The organism is Halomonas salipaludis, from assembly GCF_002286975.1.
Taxonomy (GTDB): domain Bacteria; phylum Pseudomonadota; class Gammaproteobacteria; order Pseudomonadales; family Halomonadaceae; genus Franzmannia; species Franzmannia salipaludis.
Window position 1 is genome coordinate 270,466 of sequence record NZ_NSKB01000004.1, and the last position, 12,891, is coordinate 283,356.

11 protein-coding genes are annotated in these 12,891 nt (G+C 65.6%); 2 read left to right on the forward strand and 9 right to left on the reverse strand.

Translation table 11 applies throughout. The features are described 5' to 3' along the window. Nucleotides 1-434: 434 nt before the first annotated feature. The 7 genes from CK498_RS11700 to CK498_RS11730 form a co-directional block, all read right to left on the reverse strand. Entirely contained in the window at nucleotides 435-1,550 is a 1,116-nt protein-coding gene (locus tag CK498_RS11700; protein WP_095621039.1) for an extracellular solute-binding protein, read from the reverse strand. A gap of 330 nt (nucleotides 1,551-1,880) precedes the next feature. Next, nucleotides 1,881-2,978, reverse strand: coding sequence for a porin (locus CK498_RS11705; RefSeq protein WP_095621040.1), 1,098 nt, complete (start codon nucleotides 2,976-2,978; stop codon nucleotides 1,881-1,883). Nucleotides 2,979-3,404: 426 nt separating this feature from the next. Further along, nucleotides 3,405-4,238: a ProQ/FINO family protein gene (locus CK498_RS11710; RefSeq protein WP_229359053.1), complete on the reverse strand. Its 834-nt coding sequence runs from the start codon at nucleotides 4,236-4,238 to the stop codon at nucleotides 3,405-3,407. Nucleotides 4,239-4,564: 326 nt separating this feature from the next. Continuing rightward, nucleotides 4,565-5,110 carry a dihydrofolate reductase gene (locus CK498_RS11715; RefSeq protein WP_095621041.1) on the reverse strand — a complete coding sequence of 182 codons (546 nt, stop codon included), beginning with the start codon at nucleotides 5,108-5,110 and terminating at the stop codon, nucleotides 4,565-4,567. Next, a complete protein-coding gene (locus tag CK498_RS11720; RefSeq protein ID WP_095621042.1) occupies nucleotides 5,107-5,880 on the reverse strand; it encodes a thymidylate synthase in 774 nt (257 codons plus the stop codon). The genes CK498_RS11715 and CK498_RS11720 overlap by 4 nt, the downstream gene beginning before the upstream one ends. A gap of 159 nt (nucleotides 5,881-6,039) precedes the next feature. Next, the gene (gene lgt / locus CK498_RS11725) at nucleotides 6,040-6,831 is read right to left on the reverse strand and encodes a prolipoprotein diacylglyceryl transferase (RefSeq protein ID WP_095621043.1); all 792 of its coding nucleotides are present in this window, start codon (nucleotides 6,829-6,831) and stop codon (nucleotides 6,040-6,042) included. Nucleotides 6,832-6,910: 79 nt separating this feature from the next. Continuing rightward, nucleotides 6,911-8,302 carry a response regulator gene (locus tag CK498_RS11730; protein ID WP_095621044.1) on the reverse strand — a complete coding sequence of 464 codons (1,392 nt, stop codon included), beginning with the start codon at nucleotides 8,300-8,302 and terminating at the stop codon, nucleotides 6,911-6,913. A gap of 111 nt (nucleotides 8,303-8,413) precedes the next feature. Here CK498_RS11730 and CK498_RS11735 point away from each other — a divergent pair, with 111 nt between their 5' ends. Continuing rightward, nucleotides 8,414-9,190 carry an NRDE family protein gene (locus CK498_RS11735; RefSeq protein WP_095621317.1) on the forward strand — a complete coding sequence of 259 codons (777 nt, stop codon included), beginning with the start codon at nucleotides 8,414-8,416 and terminating at the stop codon, nucleotides 9,188-9,190. A 17-nt stretch (nucleotides 9,191-9,207) separates the two neighbouring features. Here CK498_RS11735 and ptsP read toward each other — a convergent pair whose 3' ends face one another. Continuing rightward, the gene (gene ptsP / locus CK498_RS11740) at nucleotides 9,208-11,469 is read right to left on the reverse strand and encodes a phosphoenolpyruvate--protein phosphotransferase (protein ID WP_095621045.1); all 2,262 of its coding nucleotides are present in this window, start codon (nucleotides 11,467-11,469) and stop codon (nucleotides 9,208-9,210) included. A 54-nt stretch (nucleotides 11,470-11,523) separates the two neighbouring features. Continuing rightward, a complete protein-coding gene (locus CK498_RS11745; protein WP_095621046.1) occupies nucleotides 11,524-12,015 on the reverse strand; it encodes an RNA pyrophosphohydrolase in 492 nt (163 codons plus the stop codon). A 148-nt stretch (nucleotides 12,016-12,163) separates the two neighbouring features. Here CK498_RS11745 and CK498_RS11750 point away from each other — a divergent pair, with 148 nt between their 5' ends. Further along, nucleotides 12,164-12,817, forward strand: coding sequence for a histidinol-phosphatase (locus CK498_RS11750; RefSeq protein ID WP_095621047.1), 654 nt, complete (start codon nucleotides 12,164-12,166; stop codon nucleotides 12,815-12,817). The last annotated feature ends 74 nt before the right edge of the window (nucleotides 12,818-12,891 follow it).

The following is a 12,891-nucleotide window of genomic DNA, read 5'->3' on the forward strand; positions in this document are numbered from 1 at the left end:
AAAACAGGTAAAAGCATATGCTAGCGCCCCATTCAACAACAGCATCGCGACTGAAGTCGCTCCTACATTAGCGCAGGTGCGACTCCCCATGTGGAAGCGAATTTACTCGCGACTAATGTGGGAGCGAATTCATTCGCGATTGCAGCGCGCAGCGCTGCCGGGCTGATCCCCCAACCCCCATCGCGACTGAAGTCGCTCCTACATTAGCGGAGGCGCTAATCCTCATGTGGGAGCGAATTTATTCGCGATTGCAGCGCGTAGCGCTGCCGGGCTGATCCCCCAACCCCCATCGCGACTGAAGTCGCTCCTACATTAGCGGAGGCGCTAATCCTCATGTGGGAGCGAATTTATTCGCGATTGCAGCGCGTAGCGCTGCCGGGCCAAACCCATCGCGACTGAAGTCGCTCCTACATTTGCCTTGGCGCCATATCCAATCATGCAGAAAGATAGCGATCCTGATACTCGTTGCGCAGGGTTACGTACCACGGTTCCTGGATCGGCCACCACCACAGGTTCTCGAGGTCGGCGTCGGTGTAGGAGTCCTGGAAGAACTGGCGGGTCTCCGCCGGCAGCAGCGCCTCTGCGCCCACCGAGGTGGAGTTGTAGCCGGTGGCCTCGACGAACATGGCACCAGCTTCAGGGGTGTAGTACCAGTTGATCAGCTCGTAGACGGCGTCGGGGTTCTGGGCGTTCTTGGGAATCACGAAGCCCTCCATCCACGCCAGCGCGCCTTCGCGGGGGGCGGCGTAGGCGATGTCCTCGCCCTCCTGTTTGAGGCGGAAGGCGGTGCTGTCCCAGGTCTGGCCGATGATCGCGCCATTGGTACGAAACGCCGCCTGGGCCTCGTTCTCGGTGTCCCAGAACTGCACCAGCAGGTTCTTGTGCTTGACCGCCTCCTCGACGATCACATCGAAGTTGGCGCGCATCGCCTCCTCGCTGCGGTATGACTCGAGCATCGGGAACGGCAGCCGGCCCTCGCGCTCCAGCCACAGGCCGATACCGACCAGCGCCGAGTGGCCGCGCACCGTCACGCCCTGGCCATGGTCGGGGTTCCACAGGTCGGCGTAGCTGAGGGTCTCACGGTCGATATCGACGAAGCGACGGTGATAGGCGATCGCCTCGGTGCCCCAGTCGCTGGGCGCGAAGTAGCGCCGGCCGTCGACCACCCCGCCCACCTCGGAGCCCTCGATGGCGCTTTGCAGGGCGCCGTCCCAGTTGATGCGCGACTCGTCCAGCGGCTGGATCAGGTCGTAGTCGAGGTAGCCCGGCACCCGGTCCACGGTGGGCATGATCACGTCGAAGCCAGAGCCGTCGGTGGCACGCAGCGAGTTCATCAGCTCGTCGTTGGTGCCGTAGGGGGTAAAGGTGGCGCGGATGCCGGTCTTGTCGGTGAAGTCGGCGAGCATCTCGTCGCTGAAGTAGCCGGCCCAGGCATAGATGCGCAGCGGCTCGCCCTGGGCCAGCGCCTTGTTGATATAGAAGGATGGCGCAGCGGCCACCGCCCCGGCCGCAGCCGTTCCCTGCAGAAAACGACGCCGTGACATCGACATGGAGATTCTCCTGAACACAGTGGTTATTACGCGTGGTCCAACGACCGCCTGCTCTCGGCGCCTTTTCGCACAGCGCTTGTTATGATTGTCTGCTCGACTCGATGACCGGGGCATGACAATTGAATGACGGTTCAACGAGCTGAATTCAGCATAGCAGCGGGAGGGGGAATGGCGAGATACGCCGGACGGCGGGTTTCAACGCTATATGCGCGATGGGAGAAGTAAGAGGAGGCAGTTGTGTGGAAGGCCAAACGGCAGACGTTAAAAAGCCGGCCCACGAGGGGCCGGCTTCTGGCGAGCCGCTAGGCGGCTCGTGGGGTCAGGCTAGACTTAGAAGTCGTAGCGAACGCCCAGGGTGTACAGCAGATCGTCGTTGGCATCGCTGATGGTCTGGTCGGTATCGAAGTCGGAATCATAGACTTCGGCGAAGACGTACATCGGCTGGCTGAAGCGATAGTTGGCGCCCAGCATCCAGCGGTTGCTGGAATCGATGTTGCCGGTATCGTCGTTGTCATCGAAGCTGACACGAGCGTACTGGCCGTAGATCTCACCCATGCCGTAGTCGAAGGTCGCACCGATGCTGGCGATATCGCTACCGATATACTGAGCATTACCAGTATTGGCGAACTCTTCGTCATTGGTGCTGGTAGTCTCGTAGCCGATACGGCCACTGAACTGCGGGGTGAACTGGTAAGACGCCACCATACCCCAGATGGCCTCATCGGAGTTGGCGGACTCACCGAAGCTGGAGAAGCCTTCACCACGGTTACGCTCACCGAAGTCCTTGTTCTGGTCGTAACCGGCAGCCACGTACAGGTCCTGCCAGGTGTAGTTGACCACCGCCTGCATGCTGGTGGTGGAGTCGGTCTGATCGGTACCTTGAACCTGGTCGTTACCGGTGTAGTGCTTGGCCTGAACGTGGGCCTGGAAGCCTTCCAGCACCGGGGTAGAGTAGGCGATGGAGTTACCGAAGGAGCTGTTGGAAGTACCGCCCAGGCTTTCCCAGCCGAGGTTCTCCGGCACATCGAACACCACGCCGACATGGTCGTAGTACATGGAGTTGAAGTTACCGACCATCACGCGACCGAACTGCTGGCTCTGGAGGCCGAGGTAGGTCGAGCGAGTGTTGGAGAAGGCATCTTCGTTACGCTGGGAAGCGTCGAAGCGGAACTCCATGCGCGCGAACACGCTCAGATCGGAGTTGACCTCATGGCGGGCGCGGAAGCCCAGACGCGAACCGAGATCTTCCAGCTCAGAGCCGTTTTCCTTGACGCCACCTGTTTCTTGACCACCAGTGGTCAGGCCATAAACGATACGGCCATAGACGTCGACTTCGGTGCCGTCCTGGCTGTAAACGGTAGCTGCCTGAGCAGCGGCGGAGACGCCCAGGGCGCCGGCGATAGCAGTCGCTAACAGTGTCTTTTTCATCGCGATATGTCCTTAAACTAGCTTACTGTTTCGATCGTTACTGCATATGCAGTCGGCTTTCCCGGTGCGCCTTGGTCATCCGCCAGAGCGGGTGGCCAACACCGCCACCAGAGCGAAGCCTTGTTATAATCCAATGCTCGCAGGAGAAACCTTATACCGGGATTTCCAAGAACGCAACAAGAAAAAACACTGTTTTCAATCTCGATGCACGGAATCCATGGAACTTTCGTCCCGCGATGGCGTCGCGTCACCACCCTAGGCCACGACACCAGACCTCCTCAAGCCCTTTCGGTCGCCTGCCGGCAGGCGACCGATAGCGGGCCCTCAGCGGCCAGCCCGGCCATCTTCGCCGCCCCGGGGCCGGCATGCAACCCCTGGCGCTCAACGCTAGCCGTGAAATAGGCCGCCAGGTCCTTGCCTTATCGCTTAGTGGCCGGTGGTGGTATCGTGCTTGGCGAGCAGTTCGCCGAGCTTGCGGTCGAGGCGCGCCTCCTTCTCCTGCTGGGCCTGGCGCTGCGCCTTCTGGGCCTTGCGCGAGCGGTTCTGGGCGCGCAGCTCGTCGAGCTGGCGGCGCGCATAGCGCGCCTCGCCATCGCTCACCTCGCCGGCCGCCTCGCCGTCGAGGCCGACGCGCTCGGCACCGGCACGCACCGCCTTGAGGTAGCGCGGCAGGTGCACGTAACAGGCCAGGGCGCGGCGTACCAGCTTGTCGGGCCACGGCTCGCGGACCACCAGATCCTCGTGGATGCCCACCTTGAGCGGCCGGGTGTGGCCCTTGAAGAAGGTCTGCGGATAACGCGCATACCATTCGTCGAGCAGCGCCTGAGGCGACGGCGCCTCGCCGATCGGCAGGCGGCTCTGGGGCTCCTGCTGATCCACTGAGGGTTCGCTGGAAGGCGTTGGCGCGGCGGCAGGCGTCTTGGCGGCCGGCTCTGGCGCCTTGCTGGGCGGCTTCGCCGCCAGCGCAGGTGACGCCGAGGAAGATGACCCAGCAGCGGGCGTATCGCCGGCCGACTCATGATGCCGAGCGGCGAAGCGCGGGCGGCGCGACATCAGCGCGGCCAGCCCCTGGCTGCGCGGGCTGGCGGCGGGCTCGCGGGCCTCGGCCTCCTGCCGCAGGCGCCGGTTCTCGGCCTCGAGCTCGGCCAGGCGCCGCTCGAGGTCGGCAATGGTGGTGTGCGCCTCGCGCAGTGCCGCCAGGCCATGCTCGGCGCGCTGCTCCAGGGCGCTGAGCAGTGCCGTGGTGTGATCGTCGTTCAAGGCGTCGCCCTCCATGCGCATCTCACGTGATCATAGCCTCAAGTGTGTGCCAGCTTTGGCGTTCTGACAATGCGGCGCGATAGAGCGGCACCACACAGACCGAGCCACCGACTTATTACCGCTTTTGCCTGATATGCCGGAGCCTGTACCCGCTCGGGGCTGATCCGTCGACAGGCCTACGAGGAGGCGCTGTAAACCCGTCCCTGGGCGCTATCTTGCGCCATCCATGGCGCAAACCTCCTCTTCGGCCTATCCCCGGCGCCCCTCGCTAGAGGCAATTGCCATACGCGGGCGCCGGGGTAGTCCCGAGCGGCACTGCCAATGGCTCAGTCGGGCGCTGCCCCACCCTCGCGACGCCGATACTCGACGAACGCATAGGCCGGCTGGCCATCGCGCGGCGAGCCAGGCACCCGCTGGTACTCCTGCCAGTCGTCGGCTCCCAACTCCGGGAAGCGCGCGTCGCCCTCCACCTCGAGCGCCACCTCGGTGAGGTAGAGGCGTGCGGCGTAGGGCATGGCCTGGGCGTAGATCTGCCCGCCGCCCATCACCATGATCTCCTCCACCCCGTCGATGATCGCCTGCTGATCGGCGAGATCCAGGGCACTTTCGATATCGTGGCAGACCCGCACGCCGGGGTGCTCGAAGGCGGTGTCGCGCGTCACGACGATATTGAGCCGCCCCGGTAGCGGCTTGCCGATGGAGGCAAACGTCTTGCGCCCCATCACCAGTGGCTTGCCCTGGGTCATGGCCTTGAAGAACTTGAGGTCCTCCGGCAGGTACCAGGGCAGTTGATTGTCGACGCCGATCACCCGGTTGCGCGCCATGGCGGCGATCATCGCCACCGGGACGACTGTTTCCAAGCGCTCGCTCATACCGCCACCTCGGCCTTGATATGCGGGTGCGGGTCGTAACCCTCGATGGCGATGTCCTCGAAGCGGAAGGCAAACAGATCGCTCACTTCGGGGTTGAGGACAAGACGCGGCACCGGGCGCGGCGTGCGCGACAGCTGCAGCTCGGCCTGCTCGAGATGGTTGGCATACAGATGGGCATCACCCAGGGTGTGGACGAACTCTCCCGGCTCGAGGCCGGCCACCTGCGCCACCATGCAGGTCAGCAGCGCATAGCTGGCGATATTGAACGGCACGCCGAGGAAGATATCGGCACTACGCTGGTAGAGCTGGCAGGAGAGCCGCCCCTCGGCGACGTAGAACTGGAACAGCGCGTGGCACGGCGGCAGCGCCATCTCGTCGACCAGCGCCGGGTTCCAGGCCGAGACGATCAGCCGCCGCGAATCCGGGTTACGCTTTATCTGCTCGACCACCTGGCGAATCTGGTCGACGTGGCCGCCATCCGGGCGCGGCCAGCTGCGCCACTGGTAGCCGTAGACCGGCCCCAGGTCACCGTTGTCATCGGCCCACTCGTCCCAGATGCGCACCCCATTCTCCTTGAGGTAGCGGATATTGGTGTCGCCGGAGAGAAACCACAGCAGCTCGTGGATGATCGAGCGCAGATGCAGCTTCTTGGTGGTCACCAGCGGAAAGCCGCGCGCCAGGTCGAAGCGCATCTGGTGGCCGAACACACTGCGCGTGCCCACCCCGGTGCGGTCGTGCTTGGCCACGCCCTGGGCCAGCACATGGCGCATCAGGTCCAGGTAAGGCTGCTCGAGCGCCGGCGCATCAGCCGCCGACCGTTCAGCATCATGGTATTGAGGAGACTGTGTCACACGCTTGCCATCTTGAGACTCATGATCGTGAAAAGGCCGGATAGCCTCGGGCGCCCGGCGTTGAATATCGCAGCCGTGCTAGCCCGGCAGGCGCTGGTCCACCGGCTGGCGCCGCGACCAGCCGATCAGCGCCGCACCGGCCAGTATCATCGGCAGCGTCAGCAGCATGCCCATGGTCACCCAGCCGAAGGCGATGAAGCCGATGTGGGCGTCGGGCAGGCGCACGAACTCCACCGCAAAACGGAACATGCCATACAACATCAGGAACAGCCCAGAGATCAAGCCACGCTGGCGCGGCGTGGCCGACACCGCCCACAGCACCGCAAACAGCACCAGGCCCTCGAGCAGCGCCTCGTAGAGCGCCGAGGGGTGCCGCGGCTCCGGCCCCATCCCGGGAAACGGCATGCCCCAGGGCAACTCGGTGACACGCCCCGGCAGCTCGCGGTTGATGAAGTTGCCGATGCGCCCGGCACCCAGGCCAATGGGTACCAGCGGGGCAATGAAGTCGGTCAGGGTAAAGAATGCCAGGCGCTTCTTGCGGGCGAAATAGAGCGCCGCCAGCAATACCCCGATCAGGCCGCCGTGGAAACTCATGCCGCCGTCCCAGACCTGGAACAGCCACAGCGGATTGTCGATCAGCCGGCCCATGCCGTAGAACAGCGCATAGCCGAGGCGGCCACCCGCCACCACGCCGATGGCGCAGTAGAACAGCAGGTCGCCGATATCGTCGCGGGTCAGGCCGAGCCGCGACGCGCGCCGGCAGCCCAGCCACCAGGCGGCCACGAAGCCGATCACGTACATCAGGCCGTACCAGTGAATACTAAGCGGCCCAAGGGAGATGGCGACCGGGTCGATATCGGGATAGTTCATCTAGCGTCCTGCTCGTGAAGAGAAAGGCATTAGGCGCCGTGCGAAAACTGCCTGCGCTCGGCGACGTTTCGTACACAGCCTAGGCATCGGCGGCCAGCCAGCGGCGTACCAGGTCAACCAGCGCCTGGGGACGATACGGCTTGGCGAGGTAATCGTCCATGCCGGCGTCGAAGAAACGCTGGCGATCGCTGTCGCTGGCGTTGGCGGTCAGCGCCACCAGCACGCTGCGCTGCGCCTGCTCCGCGCTGCGCCAGCGGCGACTGGTCTCGACGCCGTCGAGCCCCTGCATGTAGATGTCCATGAACACCAGGTCGTAGCACTGCTGCTCGCGCAGGCGCAGCGCCTCTTCACCGTCGCGGGCCGTATCCACGCGCATGCCTTCGGCTTCCAGCACCTGGCGCGCCAACATGGTGTTGACCGGCCCGTCGTCGACGATCAGCACCCGCGGCACCTGAGAGGATAGCGCCTCGTCGCGCCGAGCGGTCGGCGTCTGGCGCGAAGCCGCAGCACGCGTCGCCCCCGCGGCACCCAGGGCTTGCGGCTCCTCCACCAGATTGGTGACCAGGGTTTCCAGGTCGGCGAGTTGCTCCAGCAAGCGCGGCGTCGGCTGCCCGGGTGCTTGCAGCGTATGCATCAGCTCGCCCAGCTCCTTCTGCAGCACTTGCAGGTAACGGCTCTTGAGGCGCGACTCCTCGCGTGCCCGATCCCGCGACAGCATCAGCTGCGCGAGCTGCTGCTGCTGGTCGACGATATCCTCGAGCAGCCCCATGCAGTGGCCGTGGCCATCGTCCAGTGACAGCAGGCGGAAGGTACGATAGCCGCCCTGGCTGTCACTGATGCGCACCACCTCGGCTGTCTGGCCACCCGCCTCGGCAGCGCCATCGGCCCGAATCAGATAGCTCAGCTCCAGGCCCCGCAGTTCGCCAAGACTGCGCCCGACCAGCTGCTCGAAGACGCCGTTGGCCTCGACCAGCTTGCCCTCGCGGGTAATGAAAGTGGGCAGCGGTAGCCGTCCCAGCATGGTGGCAAAACGCGGTCGCTCGGCAACCCGCCCCATCAGGGTTTCGAGGGCATCCAACAGCCGCTCGAGGCGCCGCACCGGCCCCTCGCCGGCGCCGGCGAAGGGCAGCACCCGCTCGCTCTTGAGCCAGGTGGGCAGGTCGCCGTGAATGATCCCCAGCAGCCGCTCGAGGCGCTCGTAGGAGACGCCCAGGGCATCTTCCCACTGCTGCAGACGCTGACGTAGCATCAACAGAAAGGTCGCCACGCTGAGGCTGGTGCCCAGCGCCAGGGCCAGCAGCAGCCAGCTGAGGTTGTGCCAGCTGCCGGTGTTTTGTCCATTCGTCTGCCAGATCAATAGCCAGGCCAGCAGGCACAGCAGCATAAGCCCCAGCTGCGTCGTGAGTAGCGGCCATAGCAATGGCCAGATCACGCGCTGCCAGAGGCTATCGGTGGCTTTGTCGACTCGCATTCTCGTCCCTGTGAACCGTCGAAGGGCCTAAAGTGTACGAAAATGTGCGGCGCCTGTCATGGCGGCCCGGCGGCGCTTGGTGACGGCGTGGCCGCGCGGTATGGTAGCGCCATGTGCCTGATCGCTTTCGCCTTTCATCCCGGCAGCCGAGTGCCGCTGCGGCTCGTCGCCAACCGCGACGAACGCCACTCCCGGCCCAGCGCAGCGCTGGCTCGCTGGCGCGACACCCCCGCCATCATCGGCGGGCGCGACCTGGTGGCCGGCGGCAGCTGGCTGGCGGTGCACAGCGGTGGACGCATGGCGGCCATCACCAATGTCCGCGACCCGGGCATCCAGGTCGCCGCCGCGGCGCCCAGTCGCGGCGAGCTGGTGCGCCAAGCGCTGCTCAGCGACGATCTGCCGCGCTGGCTTGCCGGGCTCGCCGAGGGCGAGGCGTGGCGCTACAGCGGATTCAACCTGCTGGCGGGCGACGCTCGGCAACTTTGGCACCTGCATCGTGGCCGCGAGCGCCTGGCACTGCAGTCACTCCCTCCCGGCCACTACGGGCTGTCGAATGCCGACCTGGACACCCCCTGGCCGAAGCTCGAACTGGCCAAGGCCGGCCTTGCCGAGAGTCTCGTCGCCCAGCGCTGGCCCGACGCGGCGCTGGCAACGATGGCCGACAGCCAGGAGGTCGAGGACCCTCGCACCCTGCCGGACACCGGCGTCGGCGAGACCCTCGAGCGCTTCCTGTCGCCGCCCTTCATCGTCGGTGAGGAGTACGGCACCCGCGCCACCAGCTGGCTGAGCTGGCACGCCGACGGCCGACTCAAGTTCGGCGAACGCCGCTTCGGCCCGGGCGGCATGCCCGCCGGCGAAACGACTGAACGCCTACTCCTCGGCACCTGATGCCCGCAGCCCGCAGCCTAATCCCGCGGCGGGAGCAGATGCGCCAATTGCCACTCGCCCAGCCGGGCGGCCAGGTGTGCGCGCACCTTGGCCGGCGACTCCAGCGCCAGCGTCTCGCTGACCAGCGACTGCGCCGCCGGCAGCGGCACGCGGCGGATCGCCGCCCGCACCCGCGGTAGGCTCGGCGCGTTCATCGACAGCGCATCGAAGCCCATGCCCATCAGCAGCAGCGCCCCGGCCGGGTCCCCGGCCAGCTCGCCGCACACCGAGACCGGCATCTGCAGTGCCGCCGACTCCTTGGCGAGTCGCTCCAGCGCGGCGAGCACCGCCGGATGGCAGGCATCATAGAGCTCGGCGACGCGCGGATTGTTACGGTCCACGGCCAGCAGGTACTGGGTCAGGTCGTTGCTGCCCACCGAGAAGAAGTCGGCCCGCTCAGCCAGCGCGGCAAGCTGGTAGAGCGTCGCCGGGACCTCGAGCATCACGCCGACCTTGGGCCGCGGCACCTTGACGCCCTCCTCGGCGATCTCCTCCAAGGCACGGTCGAGCAGGCGTAGTGCAGCGTCGACTTCGTCGACGTTGGTGACCATGGGCAGCAATACCTGCAGGTTATCGAGCCCCTCGGAGGCCTTGAGCATGGCGCGCAGCTGCACCATCAGCACTTCGGGATGGTCGAGGGTCACGCGGATGCCGCGCCAGCCGAGGAAGGGGTTGGCTTCGTCGATGGGAAAGTACGGCAGGTCCTTGTCGCCGCCGATATCCAGGGTACGCATCACCACCGGCAGCGGCGCGAAGCTCTCGAGCTGGTCGCGGTAGAGGCGAATCTGCTCCTGCTCACCGGGGAAGCGCTCGGTGATCATGAACGGTACTTCGGTGCGGTACAGCCCCACCCCGCTGATGCGCGGCTTGAGCGAGGCTACCGCGTCCACCGCCAGGCCGGTGTTGACCATCAGCGGCATGGCGTAGCCGTCGGGAGTCTCGCTGGGCAGGTCCTGCTCGTGCTCGAGCACCGCCGTCAGCGCGTCTTCCTCGGCGATCAGCGCACGGTAGTGGCTCTCCAGCTCGGCGCCGGGGCGTACGAACAGGCGCCCGCGATGACCGTCGAGCACCACCTTGGTGCCATTGAGGCGCGGCAGCGGCAGATCGACCATGCCCAGCACGGTGGGGATGCCCATGGCCCGGGCCAGGATCGCCACGTGGGAGGTGCTCGAGCCGCGCACCGAGACCAGCCCAGCGAGCTTGTCGCGGGGCACTTCGCCAAGCGTTGCCACGCTGATCTCGTCGCCGACCAGCACGGTGCGCTCGGCGAAGGTGTCAGGGGTCTGCGGCGACTCTTCCTGCAGATGCGCCAGCACCCGCCGCCCCAGGTCGCGGATATCCGCGGCGCGCTCGCGCAGGTAGTTGTCGTCGACCCGCTCCAGATACTGCACGTGACGGCGTACCACATCGGCCAGAGCGCCGGGAGCCCACTGGCCCTCGCGGATGCGTTTCACGACCTCCTGACCCAGCGCCGCCTCGCTGAGCATCTCCTGGTAGACCTCGAACAGCGCCAGCTCCTGGGCGCTGATACGGCTGGCCAGGCGCTCGCCGGCGGCGCGAATCTCGTCGCGCACCCGGTAGATGGCGTCCTTGAGGCGCTTGATCTCGTAGTCGACGTCGGTGGGAACCAGGTCGGGCACGTTGTCGAGATCGGCCGGCGGCGAGATCACCAGCGCCTCGCCGATGACCATGCCCGGCGAGGCCGCGACCCCGGTGAACATCGCCTGGCCATCGCCGCGGCTGGCACGCGTCAGCCCGCCGGTGGCCAGCGCATGGGCCAGCACGCCGGCCAACTGCGCGGCCATGGTCACCAGGAAGGCTTCGTCACCCTCGTCGAAACGTCGCTTGTCCTGCTGCTGCACCACCAGTACGCCGAGCATGCGCCGCTGGTGGATGATCGGCACACCGAGAAAGCTCGAGTAGCGCTCCTCGCCGGTCTCCTCGAAATAGCGGAACAGCGGATGGCTGGGCGCATCCTCGAGGTTGAGCGGCTCCTCGCGCTGGCCGACCAGGCCCACCAGGCCCTCGCCAAGGCGTAGTGATACCTGGCCCACGGCGCGGCTGTGCAGGCCGATGGTGTCGTTGAGCACCAGCCGCTGCTGGTCGGTGTCGAACAGGTAGAAGGAGCACACATCGGTGCGCATCGCCTTGCGAATGCGGCGCACCATGGTCGACAGCGCAGCTTCCAGCGTGCGGGCGCTGTTGACCTCCTGGACAATGCGGCGAAGGACATCGAGCATAAGCGTTCTTCTTATGGGGCCCCGCGGGGCCTGAATGTCGTGCCGCTGGCGGGGTCAGCCTTCACCCAACGCCAACCGCTGCGCGCGAGGAGCCAGCTCGCGCAGCGCGCGGCGATAGACCTCCCGCTTGAAGGGCACCACCTGGCCCAGTGGATACCAGTAGCTGACCCAGCGCCAGCCGTCGAATTCCGGTTTGGCGGTGGTGTCCACGCAGATTTGGCTATCCTGACAGCGAATCTGCAATAGAAACCACTTCTGTTTCTGGCCGATGCATACCGGCCGCGAATGCGTTCTTATCATGCGTCGTGGCAGACGATAGCGCAGCCACCCCCGGGTACAGGCCAGCACGTCGACATCGGCAGAGGTCAAGCCGATCTCTTCTTCCAGCTCGCGATACAGTGCCTGCTGCGGTGTCTCTTCAGCCTTGATGCCTCCCTGGGGAAACTGCCACGCATTCTGTCCCACCCGACGCGCCCAAAGCAGCTGGCCCTCGCGGTTGGCAATGATGATGCCAACGTTGGGGCGGAAGCCGTCAGCGTCGATCACGGACGTCACCTTATGAATCCACTATTGCCGCCATTCTTCCACAAAGCCGGAAAGCCCATCAATACGCTTGCCGCGCCCGGCATTGTTGCCGGGCCGCCAACTCTGCAATAATCGGCGGCTGTTTTGTCCCTCACCCTAGGAGCGCGCCTTGAGTCTGGCCATCTTCGATCTCGACAATACCTTGCTTGGCATCGACAGCGATCACGCCTGGGGCGAATTTCTGCTCGAGCAGGGCGCCGTGGATCCGGTGAGCTACCGCGAGGCCAACGAGCGCTTCATGCGCGACTATGACGCCGGCACCCTGGATATCCACGCCTTTCTCGAGGTCGCGCTGAAACCGCTGGCCGACAACACCCCGGAGCAGCTCGCCGCCTGGCATCAGCAGTTCATGGCCAGCAAGATCGAGCCGAACATCCTGGCCAAGGGCGAGGAGCTGCTGGCGCGCCACCGCACCCGCGGCGACACCCTGCTGATCATTACCGCCACCAACCGCTTCATCACCGGACCGATCGCCGAACGCCTCGGCGTCGACCACCTGATCGCCGTGGAGCCGGAAATCGTCGACGGCCGCTACACCGGCCGCGTCGCGGGCACCCCCAGTTACCGTGAGGGCAAGGTCGAGCGCCTCGAGGCGTGGCTCGCCCACACCGACCTGACGCTGGATGGCGCCTGGTTCTACAGCGATTCGCACAATGACCTGGCACTGCTGGAGCAGGTCGACCACCCGGTGGCAGTGGACCCCGATGATACCCTGCACGAGATCGCCCAGGCGCGGAACTGGCGGATCATGAGCCTGCGCTGAAGAGAGCCGAGCGCCACCCGCAAGACTACGACCAACGTATTATATTGCGCCGCACCATTTACCTGATGCGGCGC